This window comes from Sphingomonas sp. P4_G3 (genome assembly GCF_056401105.1).
Map to the genome: position 1 here is coordinate 1 of NZ_JBFUJZ010000014.1, position 21,731 is coordinate 21,731.

24 protein-coding genes and 1 tRNA gene are annotated in these 21,731 nt (G+C 64.5%); 19 read left to right on the forward strand and 6 right to left on the reverse strand.

Annotated elements, in window-relative coordinates; translation table 11 throughout:
- The coding region (locus AC1DQQ_RS21110; protein WP_478046669.1) for an MBOAT family O-acyltransferase at window positions 1–490 on the reverse strand (490 nt) is incomplete at its 3' end.
- Window positions 441–1,172: a LuxR C-terminal-related transcriptional regulator gene (locus tag AC1DQQ_RS21115; protein ID WP_478046670.1), complete on the reverse strand. Its 732-nt coding sequence runs from the start codon at window positions 1,170–1,172 to the stop codon at window positions 441–443. The genes AC1DQQ_RS21110 and AC1DQQ_RS21115, both read right to left, overlap by 50 nt.
- A 369-nt stretch (window positions 1,173–1,541) precedes the next feature.
- On the opposite strand from AC1DQQ_RS21115, the gene AC1DQQ_RS21120 reads away from it, so the two are divergent.
- Genes AC1DQQ_RS21120 through AC1DQQ_RS21140 form a run of 5 tightly spaced genes read left to right on the forward strand, consistent with a single transcriptional unit; the run spans window position 1,542 to window position 6,468 of the window.
- Complete coding sequence (locus tag AC1DQQ_RS21120; protein WP_478042473.1) at window positions 1,542–2,630, forward strand: NAD-dependent epimerase/dehydratase family protein; 1,089 nt, start codon at window positions 1,542–1,544, stop codon at window positions 2,628–2,630.
- Window positions 2,627–3,445, forward strand: a complete 819-nt coding sequence (gene rfbF / locus AC1DQQ_RS21125) for a glucose-1-phosphate cytidylyltransferase (RefSeq protein WP_478033149.1) — start codon at window positions 2,627–2,629, stop codon at window positions 3,443–3,445. The genes AC1DQQ_RS21120 and rfbF overlap by 4 nt, the downstream gene beginning before the upstream one ends.
- Window positions 3,442–4,773 carry an NAD(P)H-dependent oxidoreductase gene (locus AC1DQQ_RS21130; protein WP_478046671.1) on the forward strand — a complete coding sequence of 444 codons (1,332 nt, stop codon included), beginning with the start codon at window positions 3,442–3,444 and terminating at the stop codon, window positions 4,771–4,773. The genes rfbF and AC1DQQ_RS21130 overlap by 4 nt, the downstream gene beginning before the upstream one ends.
- Window positions 4,770–5,318 (forward strand): dTDP-4-dehydrorhamnose 3,5-epimerase family protein, encoded by a 549-nt coding sequence (locus AC1DQQ_RS21135; RefSeq protein WP_478042470.1) that lies wholly within the window; start codon window positions 4,770–4,772, stop codon window positions 5,316–5,318. The genes AC1DQQ_RS21130 and AC1DQQ_RS21135 overlap by 4 nt, the downstream gene beginning before the upstream one ends.
- A 25-nt stretch (window positions 5,319–5,343) precedes the next feature.
- The gene (locus AC1DQQ_RS21140; protein ID WP_478046672.1) at window positions 5,344–6,468 is read left to right on the forward strand and encodes an NAD(P)/FAD-dependent oxidoreductase; all 1,125 of its coding nucleotides are present in this window, start codon (window positions 5,344–5,346) and stop codon (window positions 6,466–6,468) included.
- A 227-nt stretch (window positions 6,469–6,695) separates the two neighbouring features.
- Here AC1DQQ_RS21140 and AC1DQQ_RS21145 read toward each other — a convergent pair whose 3' ends face one another.
- Complete coding sequence (locus AC1DQQ_RS21145) at window positions 6,696–7,052, reverse strand: hypothetical protein (RefSeq protein ID WP_478042468.1); 357 nt, start codon at window positions 7,050–7,052, stop codon at window positions 6,696–6,698.
- A 306-nt stretch (window positions 7,053–7,358) separates the two neighbouring features.
- Between AC1DQQ_RS21145 and AC1DQQ_RS21150 the strand changes: the two genes are divergently transcribed.
- Window positions 7,359–8,636: a class I SAM-dependent methyltransferase gene (locus AC1DQQ_RS21150; RefSeq protein ID WP_478046673.1), complete on the forward strand. Its 1,278-nt coding sequence runs from the start codon at window positions 7,359–7,361 to the stop codon at window positions 8,634–8,636.
- Complete coding sequence (locus AC1DQQ_RS21155; RefSeq protein WP_478046674.1) at window positions 8,626–9,717, forward strand: glycosyltransferase family 2 protein; 1,092 nt, start codon at window positions 8,626–8,628, stop codon at window positions 9,715–9,717. The genes AC1DQQ_RS21150 and AC1DQQ_RS21155 overlap by 11 nt, the downstream gene beginning before the upstream one ends.
- Before the next feature lie 95 nt (window positions 9,718–9,812).
- Here AC1DQQ_RS21155 and AC1DQQ_RS21160 read toward each other — a convergent pair whose 3' ends face one another.
- Window positions 9,813–10,925, reverse strand: coding sequence for a glycosyltransferase (locus AC1DQQ_RS21160; RefSeq protein WP_478046675.1), 1,113 nt, complete (start codon window positions 10,923–10,925; stop codon window positions 9,813–9,815).
- A 273-nt stretch (window positions 10,926–11,198) separates the two neighbouring features.
- Here AC1DQQ_RS21160 and AC1DQQ_RS21165 point away from each other — a divergent pair, with 273 nt between their 5' ends.
- From AC1DQQ_RS21165 to AC1DQQ_RS21175, 3 genes are all read left to right on the forward strand, one after another.
- Window positions 11,199–11,615, forward strand: coding sequence for an LbetaH domain-containing protein (locus tag AC1DQQ_RS21165; protein WP_478042462.1), 417 nt, complete (start codon window positions 11,199–11,201; stop codon window positions 11,613–11,615).
- 452 nt (window positions 11,616–12,067) lie between these two features.
- Window positions 12,068–12,925 carry a sugar phosphate nucleotidyltransferase gene (locus AC1DQQ_RS21170; protein ID WP_478046676.1) on the forward strand — a complete coding sequence of 286 codons (858 nt, stop codon included), beginning with the start codon at window positions 12,068–12,070 and terminating at the stop codon, window positions 12,923–12,925.
- A 43-nt stretch (window positions 12,926–12,968) separates the two neighbouring features.
- Complete coding sequence (locus tag AC1DQQ_RS21175) at window positions 12,969–13,628, forward strand: PIG-L deacetylase family protein (RefSeq protein WP_478033138.1); 660 nt, start codon at window positions 12,969–12,971, stop codon at window positions 13,626–13,628.
- Window positions 13,629–13,724: 96 nt separating this feature from the next.
- Here the strand turns inward: AC1DQQ_RS21175 and AC1DQQ_RS21180 are convergent, their stop codons facing one another.
- Together AC1DQQ_RS21180 and AC1DQQ_RS21185 are read right to left on the reverse strand one after the other, a co-directional pair.
- Window positions 13,725–13,982: a response regulator transcription factor gene (locus AC1DQQ_RS21180; RefSeq protein ID WP_478046716.1), complete on the reverse strand. Its 258-nt coding sequence runs from the start codon at window positions 13,980–13,982 to the stop codon at window positions 13,725–13,727.
- 205 nt (window positions 13,983–14,187) lie between these two features.
- Window positions 14,188–14,261 (reverse strand) — tRNA-Gln (locus AC1DQQ_RS21185).
- Between the two features lie 170 nt (window positions 14,262–14,431).
- On the opposite strand from AC1DQQ_RS21185, the gene AC1DQQ_RS21190 reads away from it, so the two are divergent.
- The 9 genes from AC1DQQ_RS21190 (at window position 14,432) to AC1DQQ_RS21230 (ending at window position 21,676) form a co-directional block, all read left to right on the forward strand.
- On the forward strand, window positions 14,432–15,484 hold the full coding sequence (locus AC1DQQ_RS21190; protein ID WP_478033137.1) for a Ppx/GppA phosphatase family protein: 1,053 nt from the start codon (window positions 14,432–14,434) through the stop codon (window positions 15,482–15,484).
- The gene (locus AC1DQQ_RS21195) at window positions 15,481–16,149 is read left to right on the forward strand and encodes an RlmE family RNA methyltransferase (RefSeq protein ID WP_478046677.1); all 669 of its coding nucleotides are present in this window, start codon (window positions 15,481–15,483) and stop codon (window positions 16,147–16,149) included. The genes AC1DQQ_RS21190 and AC1DQQ_RS21195 overlap by 4 nt, the downstream gene beginning before the upstream one ends.
- A gap of 314 nt (window positions 16,150–16,463) precedes the next feature.
- Entirely contained in the window at window positions 16,464–16,838 is a 375-nt protein-coding gene (locus tag AC1DQQ_RS21200) for a hypothetical protein (RefSeq protein WP_478046678.1), read from the forward strand.
- Between the two features lie 186 nt (window positions 16,839–17,024).
- A complete protein-coding gene (locus AC1DQQ_RS21205; RefSeq protein WP_478046679.1) occupies window positions 17,025–17,486 on the forward strand; it encodes a hypothetical protein in 462 nt (153 codons plus the stop codon).
- 106 nt (window positions 17,487–17,592) lie between these two features.
- Entirely contained in the window at window positions 17,593–18,915 is a 1,323-nt protein-coding gene (gene gltX / locus AC1DQQ_RS21210) for a glutamate--tRNA ligase (protein ID WP_478046680.1), read from the forward strand.
- An 81-nt stretch (window positions 18,916–18,996) separates the two neighbouring features.
- Window positions 18,997–19,668, forward strand: a complete 672-nt coding sequence (locus tag AC1DQQ_RS21215; protein ID WP_478046681.1) for an energy transducer TonB — start codon at window positions 18,997–18,999, stop codon at window positions 19,666–19,668.
- A complete protein-coding gene (locus AC1DQQ_RS21220; RefSeq protein WP_478046682.1) occupies window positions 19,665–20,072 on the forward strand; it encodes a hypothetical protein in 408 nt (135 codons plus the stop codon). Before AC1DQQ_RS21215 ends, AC1DQQ_RS21220 begins: the two co-directional genes overlap by 4 nt.
- Before the next feature lie 17 nt (window positions 20,073–20,089).
- Window positions 20,090–21,040, forward strand: coding sequence for a bifunctional diaminohydroxyphosphoribosylaminopyrimidine deaminase/5-amino-6-(5-phosphoribosylamino)uracil reductase RibD (gene ribD / locus AC1DQQ_RS21225; protein WP_478046683.1), 951 nt, complete (start codon window positions 20,090–20,092; stop codon window positions 21,038–21,040).
- 30 nt (window positions 21,041–21,070) lie between these two features.
- Complete coding sequence (locus AC1DQQ_RS21230) at window positions 21,071–21,676, forward strand: riboflavin synthase (protein ID WP_478046684.1); 606 nt, start codon at window positions 21,071–21,073, stop codon at window positions 21,674–21,676.
- The last annotated feature ends 55 nt before the right edge of the window (window positions 21,677–21,731 follow it).

Sequence of the window (21,731 nt, forward strand, 5' to 3'; positions counted from 1 at the left end):
GCGGCAGCGAAATGCCGAAGAGCAGCCCGAGGCCGATCGCCATGTCGGTATAGCCGGAAAAGTCGAAATAGATTTGCAGCGCGTAGGATAATKCGCCGGTCCATGCCTGGATGAATTGTACGCCGCCGATCTCTGCCTGCACGAAGATCGGCCGCACCGCGACGCCGAGCGGATCGGCGACCATCACCTTCTTGAACAATCCGATGAGGAACAAGGTGAGTCCGATCGCGACCAGGTCCCAGCGCGGCCGGAAGCGGTCGGGCGCGCTGAATTGCGCGAGCATCTCGCGATGATGCGTGATCGGCCCGGCGATCAGGTGCGGGAAAAAGGTGATGAACAGCGCGTAGTTGAGCGGATCGCGCTCGCTGACCCGGCCACCATAGGCGTCGACCAGATAGGCGATTTGCTGGAAAGTGAAGAACGAAATGGCGAGCGGGAGGTCAGCCGAGTTGGGGCGAAGCCTGACCGGCGCCGTTGCGTATCTTGCCACAGGGAGGGTGCGATGAAAGCGTCTCGTTCAATCGCTCGCCGACCGCCCAGATGGCGGCCTGGGTCCTGTTCTGGACGCCGACCTTGCGAAGAATGGCCTTCACATGGACCTTCACCGTCGCCTCGCTGATCTCGAGCTGGCGCGAGATGATCTTGTTGGGGTGCCCGCTCACCAGACAGGCGAGAATTTCGATTTCCCGCAGTGACAGGCCGGCCTGCTTCATCGACTGGCTGGTGCCCGGCGACAGCCCGAGATTGGGATGCGTGGGCAGGAATTCGGCCAGGTTCGACGGCATCACCTTCTCGCCGATGGCGATCAATCGCAGCGAAATCACCAGAGATTCGGACGATGCCGCGATGATGTAGCCGTAAACGCCTTCGCGGAAGCAGCTGACCATTTCGTCGAAATCGAACACATCGGCCATTACTGCCAGCCGATAGCCGGGGAACCGCTCGGCAAGTTCGGCGGGCTCGTACCCCGTCTTGGCGTCCGCCAGGCCGTCCATCAGCAGAATGTGAACGACGTCGCTGCCGTCGTCATCGACCGCTTCGACGTCGCTGAGTTGGCTCGCGTCGACCGCGGCTTCCAGTACGTCAAATCCGTTTTCGGTCAGTATTCTCTGTAACCCGTCCAGAGCTATCCGATTGGGCCCGAGCAGGGCAATCTTGATGCGAGGTATCATTTGGGTCACCCCTCCAATATGAGTTCCGCGCCATCGATCCCCGCAAAAGATTGGCGTTTTGGATCACTTATCATCGGCCGCAAGGCGGCTAGTTAATGATTAGATAATCAACCAGTACAATTAGACGTCAATTCAGCCAAAAGTACTATCCATTATGGACTAATCTGTTATTGCGCCTCCCTCAGAATGTATATATCCTTCGGTGTGCAGCTCTGTGCGACCCTGAGTTTGCCGACTTTTGGTGGCTTCCGTCTAGCCCCGATGGCTAATGATCTGAATTCTACGCGACTTCCCGAATGGAGCGTGATCAATCGTTCCTTAGATGACGCCCGATGTTGAAATCGCGGCGTCGGGATTTGGGGGGCGTCGATGCGTATCCTGATCACCGGAAACATGGGGTATGTTGGCCCTTCGGTCGTGCGACAGTTGCGGCGAATCTATCCCAAATCGCGGATCGAGGGATTCGACTCGGGCTTTTTCGCCCATTGCCTCACGACACCACACGACGTTCCCGAGCGCCGGCTCGACGCCCAGCATTTCGGCGATGTGCGATCGTTCGACGCCCGGCTGCTCGATGGCTGCGACGCGGTGATCCTTCTGGCGGCGGTTTCCAACGACCCGATGGGCGCCCGGTTCGGTCGAGTGACCGAGGAAATCAATCAGGACGCCGCCGTTGCTATCGCCCGGCAGGCCAGCGCCGCGGGTGTTCGAAACCTGGTCTTCGCGTCGAGTTGCAGCGTTTACGGCGTCGCTGAGGGCGGCCCCCGCAACGAGGATGACCCGCTCAATCCGATGACTGCCTACGCTTCCTCCAAAATCGGGGCGGAGCGGGCGCTGGCGACGCTGGCTGGCGACATGACCGTTACTTGCCTGCGCTTCGCGACCGCTTGCGGCATGTCGGATCGGCTGCGGCTCGACCTCGTGCTCAACGATTTCGTCGCCTGCGCGCTCACGACCGGACAAATCTCGGTACTGTCCGACGGGTCGCCCTGGCGGCCGTTGATCGACGTGCGGGACATGGCGCGGGCGATCGAATGGGCCGCGACCCGGTCGCCCGACAATGGCGGCCGTCTGCTGACTGTCAATGCCGGGGCCGATAGCGCCAATTACCAGGTTCGCGATCTCGCCGAGGCCGTCGCGCGACAGGTGCCCGGCTGCAGGGTGTCGGTCAATCGCGATTCGCCGGCGGACTCGCGGTCCTATCGCGTCGATTTCTCGCGTTTCGCGGCACTGGCGCCACACCATCAGCCGCGGATGAGCCTCCAGGATTCGGTCGCCGGCCTCGTCGCCGGATTGCGCGACCTGCATTTCGCCGATGCCGATTTCAGGAATTCATCGCTGATCCGCCTCCACACGCTGAAGGCGCTGATCGCCGAGGGGCGGCTGACAAACGATCTGGAATGGGCCGACCGCCTCGCGCCGGTCGTGCGAAACCCGAGCGAGGAGGTCTTGGTATGAAGGCCGTGATCCTGGCGGGCGGCTTCGGCACTCGTCTCAGCGAAGAGACCGCCGTCACGCCCAAGCCGATGGTCGAAGTCGGCAACCGGCCGATCCTCTGGCACATCATGAAGATCTATGCGCATTACGGTATTCGCGACTTCGTGATCCTGGGCGGATACAAGGTCGACTATATCCGTGCCTATTTCCTCAACTATCAGGCCCGCAGCTGTGACGTTTCGATCGACCTGGGCAGCGGCAGGATCGACTGGCTGAGCCGGTCGGACGACGACTGGCGGGTGACGATCCTCGATACCGGTATCGACACAATGACCGGGGGACGGCTGAAGCGCGCGCGGCATTTGCTCCAGGACGGTCCGTTCTGCCTGACTTATGGCGACGGTGTCAGCGACGTGAACATCGCGGAATTGGTCGCGGCGCATGCGGCATCGGGCGCCTGGTGCACGCTGACCGGTGTCGTCCAGCCCGGCAGGTTCGGCGCATTACGGCTCAGCGATGACGGTAGCGAAGTGCATGGCTTCAGCGAGAAAGGCGCCACCGACGGCGGTGTCATCAACGGCGGCTTCTTCGTTTGCGAACCCGAAATTTTCGACGTGATCGACGGCGACGAGACGGTGTTCGAGGCTGATCCGATGAACCGGCTGATCGCACGCAACAAGCTCGGCTGCCATATTCATTCGGGCTTCTGGCAGAATATGGACACGTTGCGCGACAAGCACGTGCTGGAGACGCATTGGCACGGCGGTAATGCCCCCTGGAAGATCTGGCCCGATGCGCCGGCGCCGGGCGTCGCTTTGTTGAAGCGCACGGCATGATCCTGGTCGACACGGCGCTGGCGCGGCTCGAGGCGACCGGCTGGCCGATCCGGGTGGGGCTGGTCGGGACCGGCTTCATGGGGGCGGGGATCGTTCGCCAGATCGTCACCGCTACACCCGGCATGCGCATTGTCGCGGTGGCCAACCGTCATATCGAGAGCGCGATCGCCGCGGTCGCGGATGTCGGGTTGACCCCGGTCATCTGCGATACGCGCCGGGACATCGAGCGGCGCATCGCCGCCGGCGGGGTCGCCGTCACCCAGGATGCCGAAGCGCTGGCGACCGCTGACGGCATCGATGCCGTGGTCGAGGTGACCGGTTCGATCGAGCATGGCGCGCGCGTGGTCATGGCCGCGATCCACGCCGGCAAGAACGTGATCCAGATGAATGCCGAACTCGACGGCACGGTGGGCCCGATCCTGCGGCGCAAGGCCGAAGAAGCGGGGGTGATCTACACCTTTTCCGATGGCGACCAGCCGGGCGTGCAGATGAACCTGGTGCGCTTCGTGCGCGGTATCGGAGTGACCCCGGTGCTCTGCGGCAACATCAAGGGCCTGCACGATCCGTATCGCGACCCGACCACGCAACAGGCGTTCGCCGCCAAATGGGGACAGAAGCCGGTCATGGTCGCCTCGTTCGCGGATGGCACCAAGATCTCTTACGAACAGGCGATCGTCGCGAACGCCACCGGGTTCCGCGTGGCGCGGCGCGGCATGACGGGCCTCGACTTTTCTGGCGGAGACCCCGAGGCGCCGCTGGTGCCGCTGGAGGACGCGGTCGAGCCATTGGGCCGCGTGCTCGACGAATACGGGCACGGCCTGGTCGACTATGTCGTCGGGGTAAGGCCCGGGCCGGGCGTGTTCGTGATCGGCACGATCGAGGACCCGCGTCAGTGTCACTTCCTCAACCTCTACAAGCTCGGCACGGGCCCTTATTACTGCTTTCAGACCCCATATCACCTCTGCCATTTCGAGGTGCCGACCTCGATCGCGCGCGCCTGCCTGTTCGGCGACACGGTGTTGGCGTCGATCGACGGACCGCGGGTCGGCGTGGCGGCGGTGGCCAAGCGCGACCTGGTTCCGGGTGACCGCATCACCGAATTCGGCGGCTACGAGACCTATGCCCTCGCCGAGAATTACGACGTGATCGAGCACGAACATTTGCTGCCGCTCGGGCTGGCGCTCGACTGTACGATCCGGCGGCCGGTCGAGCGCGATACGGTGCTGACCTTCGCCGATGTCGATATTCCGCAGGGACGGCTGGTCGACGCGCTCTACGCCGAGCAATCGCGACGATACGCTCCGTCGTTTCTGAGTGCCGCGGAATGATTTTCGAAGAGACCGCGATCAGCGGTTGCTTCGTCATCACGCCCGAGCCGCGCGGCGACGAGCGAGGACGGTTTGCGCGGACCATGTGCCGCACCGAGTTCGCTAATCACGGGCTGTCAGCCGACTTCGTCCAGCAGAATATGTCGGTGACCGCGCAGGCCGGGACTATCCGCGGACTTCATTTCCAACGGCCGCCGCATGCCGAAGCCAAGCTCATCCGTTGCGTGCGCGGCGCCGTGCTCGACGTCGTGGTCGATCTGCGCAGCATGTCGGCGACCCGCTTGACCGTCGTGCAGGTCGAGCTAAGCGATACCAACTGCCGCCAGATCTATGTGCCGCCCGGCTGCGCGCACGGCTTCCAGACGCTCGGAGATGACGTCGAGATGACGTATCTGATGTCCGCGGCGCACGCTCCGGAATTCGAGGGCGGGCTGCGCAACGACGATCCGGTATTGGCGATCGACTGGCCGCTTCCGGTGGCGCAGATTTCACAACGCGACGCGGCGTTTCCGTTGATCGACTCCGATCACCTGCCCCGCCTGTAGTCGCGGGCATCGATCTGGGGGACGTATGGCGGATATCGACGTACTGGTTGTCGGCGCCGGCGTGGTCGGGTTGGCCATCGCCCGGCGGCTGGCGCTCGCCGGCCTCACCACAGTGATCGCCGATTGCGAGGACATGATCGGCACCGGCACGAGTTCGCGTAACAGCGAAGTGATCCATGCCGGCCTGCATTATGACGGCCTTCCTCTCAAGGCGGCGTTGTGCGTGGCGGGACGCCGCCAGCTTTATCGTTTTTGTGCCGAGCATGACGTGCCGCACCGCCGTTGCGGCAAGCTGATCACAGCCTTTTCGCCGGCGGAAGTGCCGACGCTCATGCGGATCGCCGCCGCGGGGGAGCGCGCGGACGTGGACGATCTCGAACTGCTGTCCGGCGAAGAGGCGGCGCGGCTCGAGCCTGCCATCGCTTGTGAAGCGGCGTTGCTGTCGCCTTCGACCGGGATCATCGACAGCCATGCTTTCATGATCGCGCTGCTCGCCGACGCCGAGGCGGCTGGAGCTGTCTTTGCCCGACGCACCAGGGTCGATCGCCTGACCCGTACAATGGCGAGGGACTGGGCGATCCATCTTGCCGGTGAAAGCGGCGCTGCCGCGACGGCGAGGATGGTGGTGAATGCAGCAGGTCACGGAGCGCATGCGATCGCGATGCGCACGGAGGGCCTGCCGTCCGAATGCGTGCCGCAACCCCATTATGCGCGGGGCGTCTATTACGTCTACCAGGGCGCGGCGCCGTTCACGCGACTGATCTATCCGGTGCCGGTCCCCGGCGGGCTGGGCACGCACCTCACGCTCGACATGTCGGGTTCGGCGCGCTTCGGCCCCGATGTCGAATGGATCGATACGCTCGATTATGCGGTGGCGCAGGATCGGCGGGACGCGTTCGCCAGCGCGGCGCGCCGGATCTGGCCGACGCTTGATGCGAAGCGCCTAGTGCCGGGCTATTGCGGCGTCCGTCCCAAGATTTCCGGGCCGGGCGAACCCAATGCCGATTTCATGATCGCGGGCCCACGCGACCACGGTGTCGATCGGATGGTGCTGTTGATGGGGATCGAATCGCCCGGTCTCACCGCGTCGCTGGCGATTGCGGATCGGGTCGCGACCGATCTCGGCGTCGGGCGGGCACCGCGCGTCTAGCGAGCCTTGGTAAAGTGACACGACGACGCCAGTGGCTCCAAGGGGGAGATGGATGCGCGTCCAGCGCCGTCGTGCCCGGCCCGCGCAAGCGCGAGCCATCTCGAGTTGATCGGCTGATGAATGAACTCAGCCACCCGGTCTCGTCCGAGACCGTACGGATCGGTCGTTCCCTCTCCGCCCATCACTGGTAAACGATTCGGTCACCGCGCCGGCAACAACTCCGAGCATCATCCTTTGCCGACGATTGCTCCCGAACGGGCGATAGGCCTGCCTATTCGAGTGGGTGAGGGCGGGGACGCGCAATCGAGCGGCAGGTCGTTCGCCGTGATGAGCAATCGCCGTCCGGCCGGCGGCATGACCTGGAAGACCTCTGTCGCGGCGCGGTGCACCGCGGCTTCGTTTTCGAAAAAGATGTCGAAATCATATTCGGGGCCGCGCGCCGGCGCGCCGCTCAGCTTCGCCAAAGCTTCCTCGGTGATGACGAAGCGTAGCGAACAACCGTTCGCGCTGCCGATGAATTCCATGCCCTGGTACTCGGCCGACCAGCGCGCGACACCGGTCAGAAAGGAAAGGTGGGACTGCATCATCATACCCCCAGGGTGGCCGCGACCAGAAGAGGTCGCGCTGTTTCCTGCGCGAACGCTGTAACGGAGGTAAGACGAAGGCGAATCGGCATTGGTGCTACCGCGAAAGAGTGGCCTCGCGGTACTGGATGACCGGAAGAGATCACGACCTTTCAGCTAAACTACTCGCATGGTCTCCATGCGATGCGACCGTGGCTACAAAGTAGTGCGGCTGACGAGCAAGAGCCAAGCAACATGTCTTGATCTATTGACCTTGCGGATGCGGGGTTCCTCTTAGCCCCGCCGGACGCGGGAAAAGGGGGGGGCATGGACACAGTCGCAGAGCGCCGGTGCCGGCATTGCAGTGGCAAGTTCACCGCGACGCTGGCGCGACTGGGACGGATGCCCGTCGCCAATGATTATGTCGATCCGGCTGCGCCGCCGCTATCCGATCCGCGAGTCGAACTGACGGTAATGGTCTGCGGCGACTGCCGGCTGGCACAAACGCTCGACTTCAAGGATTCGGCCGACCTTTTCCGGGCCGATTACGCCTATTTCTCCTCGGCCTCGACGGCATGGCTCGATCATGCGCGACGTTATGTCAATGCGATGATCGCGCGTTTCGAGCTGCTCCCCGGCGCGCGGCATGTCGAACTCGCGAGCAACGACGGCTACCTTCTCCAATTCTCCAGAGCCATGGAGCTAACAGTACTCGGTGTCGAGCCTTGCAGCTCTGTGGCACAGGCCGCGGGCGTGCTCGACATCGAGACCAGAATCGAGTTCTTCAGCCAGGACTGTGCCAAGCGGCTGGTCGATCAAGGCTGGCAGGCCGATCTGGTCACGGCAAACAACGTCTTCGCCCACGTCCCCGACGTCAACGATTTCGCGCGCGGCATGCGCGACCTGCTGGCGCCGCAGGGAGTCGCGACGATCGAGGTTCAGCACCTGCTACGCCTGATGCAGCGCAACCAGTTCGACACGATCTATCACGAGCATTTCTCTTATTACTCGCTGCTGGCGGCGAAGCGCGTGTTCGAAGGTGCGGGCCTGCGTCTGTTTGATGTCGAGGAACTTGACACGCATGGCGGTTCGCTACGCTATTTCGTGTGCCGCGCCGAGGCGAAGCATGTCGACACGCTCGCGGTGCAGCGCGTTCTCCAGGAGGAACTCGCTTACGGGCTCGACACCGATGCAGTGTACGACCGGTTCGCGGAACGTATCATCAGGGTGCGTCAGGGCTTTCGCGACTTGCTGTTGCGACTGAACGCCGAAGGGCGGTCGGTTGCCGCTTATGGCGCGCCCGCGAAGGGCGTCACGCTGTTGAATTTCTGCGGGGTCGGGCCCGACCTGATCGCGTTCACGGTGGACAAGGCGCCGTCCAAACAGGGACGCTTGATTCCGGGCGTGCGCATTCCGATCCTGCCGCCCGAGGCGCTGACCGAGGCACGGCCCGACTATGTCGTCATCCTGCCTTGGAACTTGAAGGACGAAATCATCGAGCAGCTCGCCGCCACAGCGGACTGGAAACCCGACTTCATCACCGCGATTCCCGAACCGATGATCATCGACCGCGCCGCGCCGGGCGGCCGTCGTCATGTCGCCTGAGGCGGTCGCGGGTTTCGCCCCGCTGGAGGTGTGCGCGGTTGTCCTGACGTACAACCGCAAGGATATGCTCGAACGTTGCCTCGCCGCCCTGGCGGCGCAGACCCGGCGTTGCGACCGCATCATAGTAGTCGACAATGCCAGTATCGACGGCACCGCGGCGATGCTCGGCGACCGCTGGCAACATCTGGTCGATATCTACAGCCTGCGCAGCAATGTGGGCGCGGCGGGCGGGTTCAACATCGGCATGCGCCTGGCGTACGGCCTGGGCGCCGACTTCATCTGGTCGATGGACGACGACGTCATCTGCGAGCCCGATGCGCTCGAACAGCTTCTCCTGGCGCACGACCTGCTCGATCGGCGCCAGATCGCACCGCCCTATCTGGTGTCGGTGCCGCGCTCGACCACCGGTCAGCTGACCGAAGTTCCCCATATCGACCAGCGCAGGAACGTGCTGGGCTTTCCGAACTGGCCTGAGCTTCTCGATCATGGCCTGGCGCCGACGCTCGGGGCGACGTTCGCGTCGATATTGTTGCCGCGCGAGACATTGCGCGTGCACGGCTTGCCGATCGCGTCGATGTTCATCTTTGGCGAGGATCGCGAATTCACCGTCCGCGTCACGCGGCGGACGCCCGGCTATCTGGTCGGGGCGTCGCGCGTCCTGCACGCGCGCAAGCTGGAAGGCGTGCTCAGCACGCTCAACGAAACCAGCGCGGTACGGCTCGGATACCATTATTACCTGCATCGCAATACGACATCGACGGTGCTCCGCTATGACGATTGGCCGCGTATCGGGCTGCATCTCTGGCGGCAGACGGCGATGCTGCTCAAGCTGCTGGCACGCGGCCAGTTGCGCCGAGCGTGGATCTTGGCGGCGGGGACGGCCATCGGCGTCTTTTATCGTCCGCGCCCGGAGCGCGCCGACGCTGCACTCGACCCATCCTGTCTGCGCGCCGCCCCGCATGTCGCCGCGGACGAGCCCGAGCGGGACGAAGTCCCGCAGCAGGAGGAGATCCGACGATTCGAAAAGGGGTGTGCCGCCGGTTCGAACGCATTGCCGATTGCGGCATCGACCTCGCTCTAGAGCAAAGCCGGGCTCTTTTGAGCTCGGCTTTGCTCCATTTTTCCTTGGATTGTCGTGATTTCGGTGCCGGCGGGAGCGCCCGGCTCGAAATCGCTCTAGCGCGCCAGCAGCTCGCGCCACGCCGCGGCGAAGGCCGGGCGCGAGAACCTGACCAGCGATGCCTGCATACTGGCGAGCCGCGTACGGCGCTCGGGCTCGGGCATGGCGACGAGATCGATCATTCCGTGGGCGATGGCGTCGAGATCGTCGCTCGGCACCACGACCGCGCCCGCGCCGGCGACTTCCTCGAGCACGCTGCCGCGCGTGATCAGCGGCACGAGGCCGCGGCTGATCGCCTCGGCGACGGGAACGCCGAACCCCTCCAACTGGCTGACCAGTGCAAAGCCGCTCGCATTGGCATAGAGCCAACCGAGCTGGGCGTCCGACACATAGTCGAGGAGGCGGACGCCGGGCGTATCGCGGGCGAGCCGGTCGATCGCTTCCGCGCCCGGTTCCCTGGCGCCGCACAGGACGTAGCCGATGCCGCGTTCCGCGAGCCCGGACCGCGCAAAGGCGCGGATCATCGTCGCCTGGTTCTTGCGGGCGCCGAGGCTGCCGACGGTGAGCAGAAATTGCCGGTCGAGCCCCGGAATGGGTGCCGTCGCCAGGCTGTCGATTTCCGCCCGCAGCGGCGGATAGATGACGCGCATGTCGGGTGCCTCTCCATAGAGGCGGACGAATTCACGCCGCGAATGCTCGCTGATGAACACCATGCGTGGTGCCGCGCGCGCGATGCGGCGATAGGCGCGCTGGTAGAGCCGCGCGACCCAGGGCCGGAACAGGGCCGGATGCGTGATCGGGCCGAGATCGTGGCACAGGACGACGTCGCGTTCGCTGATCGCCGTGTGGATGACGCTGTGCGGATCGAGGTGCAGCGTGGGTTGGTTCGGATGCCGCAAGGGAAAGGGGGAAATCCCTGCCGCGCCCGCCGCGCGCACCTCGATCCGCATGCCCAGCCCGAGCACCCTCTCCAAGAACGGGCTGGGGAGACGATATGTGCCATGCCGCCAATAATAGACCTGATTGATCAGGTTGCCCTGATCGTGAACCAAGTCGCGGCCGATGAAATATTTGCCGGTCTTGTTCTCCAAAGCGCACGAGAATTCGACGTCCCAGAGGCAAGGGACGACCGGGCGGCAGGCCGATGGATCTGACGTGCGTTGCAACATCGATGCCCCTCCAGACGATGCGCCATGCTTCGAACCGACCCTAGTCGGCACCGGTCGGCCGGGGCGAGCGGCAATTCAGACTACCCCCAATGCACCACGCGGATCGGGACGCACGATGTCGATCCTGGGGCGAACTGCCCTTTCGCTCCGCTTTCGACGCTTGGGCGCGGCGGTGGTCGGCAATTGGAGTAGCTCTTCTCTTCCGTTCGCGAACGGCGGGCGCGCGGCTAATGCCGGCGAAAGATTACGCCTCGGGACGATCGTGCTGTGGGAATGGTTGAACGCTTGCTGCCCTGGCGGCGCCATCGCCTCATCCGCGAATTGCTGATGCTGTATGGCATTGACATGCCGCCCGAGGTCGTCGTCGGCAAAGACCTGCAGCTCATCCATCGCGGCATCGGCAGCGTCTTTCATCCCGACACGAGCATCGGCGACCGCGTCCAGATTTATCATCAAGTAACGATCGGCCGCTCCGACGCGCATCTGCCGCACGAGCGGATCAGGCCCATGCTGATCGAGATCGGCGACGATGTCGTCATCTATCCGGGCGCCAAGGTGCTGTGTCGGAGCGGCGTGTTGCGGATCGGCAACGGCACGATCATCGGCGCCAATGCCGTCGTCACGCGGTCGACAGGAGAACGTGAGGTCTGGGCAGGAATACCTGCGCGCTGCGTCGGCCAACGAAAATAGGCGAGTTGGCGCGCAGCGGGCAACCGCCACTCGGCGGTAAAGGCGGGCGCGAGCCGCGACGGCGTTTGCAGCGGGTCATGACGAAAGTGTGGATGCGACCGGTGCGCCTGCATGTCCGGCCATCGACCGATAGGCGATGCGGTTCGCCCCGTCGGGTCGGCGATCCTTATTCCGCCGAGCAACGGACCGAACTGGCGGCCAGCTGCGCCGTGCTGAAGAGCATCAATGCGTCCGTGGCGGCGCGCTCATGGGTCTACGACCTGATGTGTCTCGGACTGAATGCAACTTATTCGTGTCGAGTATTTCGCGAGATCGCCACTTCTACTCCGAAATGATCATGGCCCTGCAATAAAGCGTCATCCCTCTGCATAGTGGCGCTGGGCGGCGGATCATGTCTCTAATGCGCCAGCTTGATCGTCATGAACAGCTGGGTTCAAGAGGGGGAGGCCGATATGAAGGTTGTCCTGTTTTGTGGTGGGTATGGCACGCGGATGCGCGGCCAGATTCCCAATAAGCCCAAACCATTGGTCGATGTCGGCGGTCATGCCCTGATGTGGCATGTCATGAGCTATTACGCCCATCACGGACATAGGGATTTCATCCTCTGCCTGGGTTATGGCGCGGATGCCATTACGGAATATTTTCTGGAGCAGGGCGCGGAAGTCCTGCCCACGATCTCGACTAGACGTCGCGCGAAATCCTTCCTGCTGCCGGATGACGACAAAGGCCATTGGAACGTCACGCTGGTCGATACCGGCATCGATACGAGTATCGGGCAGCGCTTGAAAGCGATCGAATCCTATGTCGAAGCCGACGAGATGTTTCTGGCCAACTATGCTGATGGCCTGACGGACCTTCCGCTCCAGGACATCATCGACTGCCTGGTCCGCAAGCCTGCCTTCGTGGGCGCGCTGGTGGCGGTCAAGCCCACGCTCAGTTTCCATTATATTCGTCACGATTCTGACGGCACGGTAACCGGCGTCGAGTCGTCCACCGACATGGATGTCCGCATCAATGGCGGCTACTTCGTCTTCCGGCGGGAGATTTTCGACTATATTGGTGAGGGCGATGACCTTGTCGACCAACCCTTCCATCGGCTGATCGGCGAGCAGCGGCTCCTGGCGCATCCCTATGACGGCTTTTGGCGAGCCTGCGACACGTTGAAGGACGTGCATCTGCTGGAAGAGGTGCAGCGCAAGGGCAAGGCTCCCTGGGAGGCCTGCCGCGAGGCTTCCCCGGATTCCCTCTCCGTTCACTTCACGGCCGGGGCTCCGACGCTCGGCGCCGCCAACGCTTCGCCCGCGGCGTGAAGCGAAAGATCGCCGGTACGGACAAAGGGAGAGACCGGGGGATATGATCAATCTGGCGTTCGCGGATACCGGCGCAAAGACGCAGCGGGTGCTGTGCCTCGGTGCGCATGCCGACGATATCGAGATCGGGTGTGGCGGCACGCTGCTCAATCTCGTCGCGAACGTATCGCGGCTGACGGTGCAGTGGGTCGTGTTCAGTGGGGACGAGCGCCGCGCCGAGGAGGCGCGGCAGAGTGCGGCGGCGCTGCTCGGCAACGGGTGCGAGCAGATCGTGGAGGTGCTGGATTTCCAGGATGGGATCTTTCCGCACGAAACGCCGCGCATCAAGAATGTCTTCGAGAGGATCAAGGCAGGACCCACGCCCGACCTCATCCTCACCCACATTGCGAGCGACATGCATCAGGATCATGCGGTGATCGCGGCGCTCACCAACAACACCTTCCGTAACCACCTGATCCTCGGCTACGAGATTCCAAAATATGACGGCGATCTCGGTCGCTCGAACGCCTATGTCCATCTCTCCGAGGAGGTCGCCCGGCGCAAGGCGGCGGCAATCTACGAGGCGTTCCCGAGCCAGCGCCACCGCGCCTGGTTCAATCCCGACACCTTCCTCTCGCTCGCTCGCATCCGCGGGATCGAATGCAATGCGCCTCACGGTTTCGCCGAAGCTTTTCGTGCGGAGAAGATCGTGCTCGGCATGTGAGCTTGTGCGTTGGCGGGGCCGCTCGGGCCGCTCCGTCGGGGACCGCGGAACTTGGCCGAAAGGGGAGACCGGTCGGGCCACCGAAACAAATCCCCGCTAGAGATGGATGATCCCGCGCCGCGCGGCGTGCGCCACGGCATCCGTGCGCCCGGTCGCGTCGAGCTTGTCGATCAACCGGCTGACATGGAATTTGGCGGTGTCGGGTGAAATGCCGAGCCGCTGGCCGATCGCCTTGTTGGACAGGCCTTCGGCCAGCAACGCGATCACGTCGCGCTCGCGCGGCGTCAGCTCGAACCCGTGCTCGCCCGCGTCGGACGCGCTGAGGACCAGATCCGACGCGTCGTCGGCGCCCACAATCTGCAATTCCGGGATCCGGCCCAAGGTTCGCTTGAACAAGGCGGAAGTCCGGGAGGTAGATTCGAGACATCCCTGAAACGGCCCCATTGAGACATTGGTGGGGCCGTCGCCATCCGCTGCTTCGTGAGGGAGCAACTGAGGGAGCGACAAAACACGAACGCGGCAATATAGCCTGAAAATCAGTGGTTTAATTGAAGATTGCTGGATGCCCCGTGAGGATTCGAACCTCAATTGACGGAGTCAGAGTCCGTAGTCTTACCTTTAGACGACGGGGCAACAGGCGGCGGGCTCTAGGCGGGCTGGCGCGACCGGTCAAGGCCTTGGGCGCAACCGGCAAGATCGTCGATCGGGCCTTCGCTTGTCGCATCGCGCCAGTTCGGTTAGGCTCGGCGCCAAGCAGCGGAGGGCTATGGGCCGGACCGCAAGAATATAAGAGTTACGACGGCATGGGGGACGTTCCCGCCAATATGCCGCACCGGCAGCGCGCCGCCCCGACGGGCAAGCCCGCCGCCCGTCCGGCCCGCATTCCCACCAAACGCTGGGGCGAAGCGCCGCATTATGCCGCGCTCGATCTCGGCACCAACAATTGCCGCCTGCTGATCGCGCGGCCGCAAGGCAACGGTTTTGCGGTGGTCGACGCCTTTTCGCGGATCGTGCGGCTGGGCGAGGGCCTCGCCTCGAGCGGGCGGCTGTCCGATGCGGCGATCGATCGCACCATCGCTGCGCTCAGGATCTGCGCCGACAAGCTGCGTCGCCGCAATGTACTCGTCGCGCGATCGGTCGCGACCGAGGCGTGCCGCCAGGCGGCGAACGGCGCCGAATTCATCGAGCGCGCTTATCGCGAAACCGGGATCCGGCTCGACGTGATCTCGCCGGAGGAAGAAGCGCGATTGGCGGTACTCGGCTGCCACGCGCTGATGGAGCCCGGAGACGGGCCGGCGCTGATCTTCGATATCGGCGGCGGATCGACCGAATTGGTGCTGATCGACCTGTCGGGCGATCATCCGCGCGTGCTCGACTGGCATTCGGCGCGCTGGGGCGTGGTGTCGCTGACCGAACATGCCGGCGGCGGCGATAGCGCCGAGGCGCTGGGCGAATCCTATGCGCGGATGCGCGCGCTGGCGACCGAAAGCTTCGCGGCCTTCGCCAAGCGCGTGCCGGCGAAGTTGAAGGCGCCGCGGCTGCTCGGGACCAGCGGGACGGTGACGACTTTGGCCAGCGTCTTCCTCGAACTCGATCATTATGACCGCGCCAAGGTCGACGGGCTGATCGTCCCGACCGAATCGATGCGCCGCATCTCGGCCGAATTGTCGGGCATGTCGGTGGCAGAGCGCTCGCGCCTCCCATGCATTGGCGGCGAGCGCGCCGACCTGGTCGTGGCGGGCTGCGCGATCCTCGAATCGATCCTCGATCTGTGGCCGGCCGAGCGGCTGGGGGTCGCCGACCGCGGCATCCGCGAGGGCATACTGCGCCGCCTGATGGGAGCGCAACGGCCATGAGGGGCGGGGGCGGCGGACATACCCGCGTGCGGACGTCGCGCAATCGGACTCCCCAGTCGACGCGCTGGCTTGAGCGGCAATTGAACGACCCGTACGTCAAGCGCGCCAAGGCGGAGGGTTATCGCAGCCGGGCGGCGTACAAATTGATCGAACTCGACGAGAAGTTCGGGTTCCTCAAAAGCGCGACCCGCGTGGTCGACTTGGGGCTGGCGCCGGGCGGCTGGTCGCAAGTGGTGCGGCGTCAGGTGCCCAAAGCGGCGATCGTCGGCATCGACCTGTTGCCGGTCGATCCGATCGATGGCGTCACCATCCTGCAGATGGACTTCATGGACGACGCCGCGCCCGATCGGTTGATCGCGGAACTGGGCGGCGCGCCCGATCTGGTGATGTCGGACATGGCGGCGAACACGGTCGGCCACCCGCAGACCGATGCACTGCGGACGTTGGCTTTGGTCGAAACCGCGTTGGCCTTCGCGATCGATGTGCTCAAACCCGGTGGCACGTTCGTGTCGAAAGTGTTCGCCGGTGGCGCCGATTCGACGCTGGTCGCCGAAATGAAGCGCAATTTCGCGACGGTGAAGCACGCCAAACCACCGTCGAGCCGCAAGGGCTCGGTGGAATGGTTCGTGGTGGCGCAGGGGTTCAAGGGGCGAGGCACGATTTAGCGAAACGCTAAATCGTGAAGCGCCGAGCCCCGGCCGGCGTCGCGTGCGACGACCGACGAGCTTCAGGTGCGGGATGTCCCGCATCCCGCAGACCATGCCGGGGGCATGGTCGACCTGAAGCTGCTTTGCCGCGACGGGGATGCCTTACTCCGGATGTCGTTAGTTGGGTGGAAAGCCGCCACCGCCTTCAAATTCGGCTCGTGCCGTTGAGCGAAGCGCTCGCGGTTCCGCCGTCGCGAATTGCTCCGCAGCCTTCAGCGGAAGTTAGTAACCGGGTGATACGGTCAGAAGCACAGAACCGGGAAGGGGCTGTCTTGCCGAAAGTTATATTGGATCGCGCCAACCTCATCGCGTTTGCTAGCGTATCCGGCTTCCTCGACGCTGAGCAAATCTTGAACCTCACCGCTCAGGTGGACGAAGCCGTCCAAGCGTTCGGTGATCAAATTGCGCTGCACGGACGCCTATTCGATCTGACTAATGCTAAAGTGGCGTCACCGTTATCAATCGATGCCCTACGCGACAAAACCATCGATCCATCCCGCATCTTGTTGCGGGCCAACCGGGTTGCGTTCTTCGGAGCCTCACCGTTGCTCAAAGTTCAAATGCAGCGCATTTGTGCGCTTCGACCGAACCATGCGATGTTCGACGACCGTCGCACGGCATATGCGTGGGCAATTGGAGGGCGGTAGCCATATCGCAACACGTCCGCTTCCGGGTGATAGCGGACTTACCCGCGGCCCACGCAGAAGCTCCCGACGAATGCCCTGCAGGTGCCGTTTCGGGTAGCCCGCCGAAACCTATTGGACACACTTTCGGCGCCATAAGATTCGCTCGACCGGGCCGATCATGGCCTGCCGGAACGGAGCGCCACGAGCGTGAGCCATGCCTTGCCCCTGACCCATAGCTGGCCCCTGTTCGAGCAACATCAGCGTTTCGACCTCGGTTGCCTGCTTGAGGAGTGGAGCGATGCTCCGGTCGCGTCCGGGCATCAGCCCGAGCTCCTGGCGGCGCGCGGCATCGGACTGTGGGAATGCAATCTGTCCGACAATGCGCTGAGCTGGACGGACGGGGTGTTCGACCTGTTCGGCTTGCCGCGCGGCGCGGTCCTCGCGCGGGACGAGGTCGCCGCTTTATATGCGGAGCCATCGCGCGCCGCGATGGAGAGGCTGCGCGCTCATGCCATCAAGCACCGGCGCGGCTTCACGCTCGATGCCGAAATCGTGCCGGTGACCGGGCCGCCGAAATGGATGCGCCTGATCGCCGCGCCGGTCTGTGTCGGGCGTCAGGTCGTTCGGCTCCATGGCATCAAGCAGGATGTCAGCGCCGCCTACGTCTAACGACAATTCGAAGCGATAGCGTCGCGTCTGCTGCGGCGGATTGGCGCGGGGGACGTCCGCCACCGCGCGCATTGCCGCCCACGCCCACTCGCCCTAAGTCGCGGGCATGACCGTCACACGTTTCGCGCCGAGTCCGACCGGCAATCTCCATATCGGCAATATCCGCACCGCGATCCTCAACTGGCTGTTCGCGCGGTCCACCGGCGGGCGCTTCGTGCTCCGGATCGACGATACCGATGTCGAGCGCAGCGAGGAGCGCTATGTCGAGTCGATCCGCGCCGATCTCGCCTGGCTGGGGCTGACACCCGATGAGGAGGCGCGGCAGTCCGAGCGGTTCGCGCTGTACGAACGCCGCTTCGACGATCTGCGCGCGGCGGGACGGATCTATCCGGCCTATGAAACGCAGCAGGAACTCGAGCTCAAGCGCAAGATCCTGCTCGGGCGCGGTTTGCCGCCGGTCTATGATCGCGCCGCGCTGGCGCTCAGCGACGCCGATCGCGCCAAGCTGGAGGCCGACGGCATCCGCCCGCATTGGCGCTTCAAGCTCGATCCGGGCGCGATCGAATGGCACGATCTGATCCGCGGCCCCCAGCATTTCGACGCCGCGACGATGAGCGATCCGGTGATCCGCCGCGCCGATGGGTCGTGGCTCTACATGCTGCCTTCGGTGATCGACGATGTCGACATGGGCATCAGCCATGTCGTGCGCGGCGAGGATCACGTCTCCAACACCGCGCTCCAGCTGCAGATGTTCGTCGCGATGAACGCGCCGCTGCCGACCTTCGCGCATGCCGCGCTGCTGACCGGGGCGGAAGGCAAATTGTCGAAGCGGCTTGGCTCGCTTGGCGTCGAACATTTCCGCGGCGAGGGGATCGAACCGCAGGCGATCGTCGCGTTGCTGGCGCGGATTGGCACCAGCGATCCGGTCGAGCCGTTCGTCGATCCCGCGCCGCTGATCGCCGCGTTCGATTTCTCGCGCTTCGGCCGCGCGCCGGCGCGGTTCGACGAGGGCGAACTCGCCCAGCTCAACGCGCGGATCGTCCATCAGCTCGATTTCGCCGCGGTCGCCGATCGCCTGCCCGCCGGGATGGACGGCGTGGCGTGGGAAGCGATCCGGCCCAATCTGACCACCATCGCCGGTGCGGCCGATTGGTGGCACGTGGTCGAGGGGCCGGTCTCGGCCGCCGTCGATCCCGAGGATCGCGAGCTCCTGGCCACCGCGCATCGCATCGCCGGTGAGATCGACTGGACCGGGGATCCCTGGCACGCGCTGACCAACGCGCTCAAGGACGCAACCGGACGCAAGGGCAAGCAGCTTTTCCTGCCGCTGCGTCGCGCGCTGACTGGGATGGAACATGGTCCCGACATGGCCGCCCTGCTGCCGCTGATCGGCCGCGACCGCGCGCTGGAGCGCCTCGCGTCCGGGTGACCGCCGAGTATCTTGACTGTTGAATGTAATGTTGTATCATCTCTGAGTCGCGGCATCCGAGACCGTGAAAGGAGAGACGATATGGCGACTTATGGCGACCGTTATGGCGCGGGCCCGGCGTTCAGGCCGGGCAGCATGACGCTTGCGCTGGCGACAACCGCGCTGCCCGTTCTGGCGCTGGCGATGGGGCTGCAGATCAGCGGCGTCACCGAGAGCCCGACGATTCTGAATACTTATACCGTTCCGCCGGATCAGCCACCGCCTCCGCCGGATCGGATACCGCCAAAGAGCCCGGCGCCGCCGAACGAAATCGTCTATACGCCCCCGATCGCGCCAGTGCCGATACCGTCGGTCAATCTGACCCCAACTACCAGCGATCCGCCGCCGCTCACTCCGGGGCCCGTGATCGGCACCAATCCTGATCCCACTCCCGCCGTGATCCCGACGCCCATCGCCAAGCCGGTGATGATCGGTGCGTTCGTTGATCCACGCTATCAGGGTCTGCTCCAGCCACCGTATCCGCCCGAAGAGCAGCGCGCGGGCAATAGCGGCCGCGTCGTCGTCCGCGTCCTGATCGGCACCGATGGCCGGGTAAAGCAGATCGAAAAGGTGTCGGCCGCATCGGACGCCTTTTACGCGGCCACCGAACGCCAGGCGCTGGGCAAATGGCGGTTCAAGCCGGCGACCCAGGACGGCGTGCCGATCGAGCAATGGAAGACGATGAGTCTGCGGTTCGTGCTCAACGAGCAATGACCATTACGGGCGCGGGGCTGGCCTGTTCGCCGTCCCGCGCCTATCTTGAGCCGATGGGAAGTTTCCTCGGCCGCTACAATCCATTTCGTGCGTTGCTCGACCTGCGCCGCTATCTCGGCACGCGCAAGAAATACGAAATCCTGATCCTGTTCGGCTCGCTGATGCTCTGCATCCTGATCGTCGGGGGCTTCGCCGCCGGTTCGACCGTCCAGCGCGAGTGGCGGCGGCCGACCATCATCTACGTCCAATCGTGGCGCGCCGACCGCAGCAATGCCGAGATCGTCGCGCAGCAGAAGATCGACGGCGAAAAGAAGAGGATCGAGGACGCCAAGCAGAAGAAGGAAGACGACGAGAGAAAGGCCGCGTTCAAGCGCCTGAACGATAAATTGTCGCCTTGGCTGTGAGTCCCGACCCGCGTTTCATGGGTGCCGCCTTGGCGCTGGCCGAGCGCGGGCGTGGGCGGACGGCGCCCAATCCCAATGTCGGCTGCGTGATCGTGAAGCATGGGCGTGTCGTCGGGCGCGGCTGGACCCAGCCCGGCGGGCGGCCGCATGCCGAGGCGATGGCGCTGGCGATGGCGGGCGACGCTGCGGCAGGCGCGACCGTCTATGTGACGCTCGAACCTTGCGCGCACCAATCGCCGCGCGGGCCGGCATGCAGCGATCTATTGATCGAAGCTGGCGTAGCCCAGGCCGTGATCGCGCTGGGCGACCCCGATCCGCGCACTGATGGCCAGGGCATCGCGCGATTGCGCGCCGCCGGCATCGCGGTGACCGAAGGAGTGATGGCGGACGAAGCACGCCGCTCGATGGCCGGGTTCCTCACGCGTCGCGAATCCGGACGGCCGCACGTCACGCTCAAGCTCGCCACTTCGCTCGACGGCTGCATCGCGCGCGCCGATGGCGAATCGAAATGGATCACTGGGGACGCGGCGCGCGCGCATGCGCATCTTGAGCGTGCGCGGCACGAGGCGATCCTGGTCGGCCGCGGCACCGCCGAAGCCGATGCGCCGCGGCTCGACGTCCGGCTCGGCGGGCTCGAACAGCATAGCCCGCGGCGCTTGCTGATGACTCGCCATCGCGGCGACCAGGAGCATTGGGAATGGGTCGACTCGCCCGCGGCGATCGCCGGGCTCGAGCAGATCGATCATGTCCTGGTCGAAGGCGGCGCCGGCGCCGCCTCGGCCTTCCTCGCCGACGATCTGGTCGACCGCTTGCTGCTCTATCGCGCGCCGATCCTGATCGGCGGCGGCCGCCCGGCGCTCGGCGACATCGGGCTTGGCCATCTCGCCGAGGCGCATGGCCGCTGGCGGTTGCACGACGCGCGGATGTTGGGCATCGACCGGCTGGAAATCTACGAACGCACCCGCTGACGATCGTCGGCGCAGCTTGGGAAATTAGCGATGTTCACCGGCATCATCTCCGATATCGGCACGATCCGCTCGATCGAGCATCGTGGCGACCTGCGCGCGGTGGTCGCAACCGCCTATGACACGACTGGGGTCGATCTCGGCGCGTCGATCTCATGCTCGGGCGTGTGCCTGACGGTGATCGACAAGGGGCCGGGCTGGTTCACCGTCGACATATCGGGCGAGACCGTCTCGCGCACCGCGCAGGGGCAGTGGAGCGAAGGACGCAAGCTCAACCTCGAACGCGCGATGAAGCTGGGCGACGAGCTCGGCGGGCATATCGTCACGGGGCATGTCGACGGCGTCGCCGAAGTGGTGCGGGTCGAGCCCTCGGGCGATTCGAAGACGATCGCCTTCCGCGTCGCGCGTGACCTCGCGCCCTATATCGCCGCCAAGGGATCGGTGACGGTCGATGGCGTTTCGCTGACGGTCAATACGGTCAGCGACGGCACGGAGGGCACCGAGTTCACGGTCAATCTGATCCCGCATACCCAGGCGGTGACGACATTAGGCGCGATCGAGGTTGGGCAGGCGGTCAATATCGAGATCGATGTACTCGCACGCTATTTGAGCCGTATGCGGTCGCTTCTCGAAAAGTAGCGTTTCGATGTGATTAGTGGCTGGACTCATCACATTTCAGTGTGATATTTCGCCA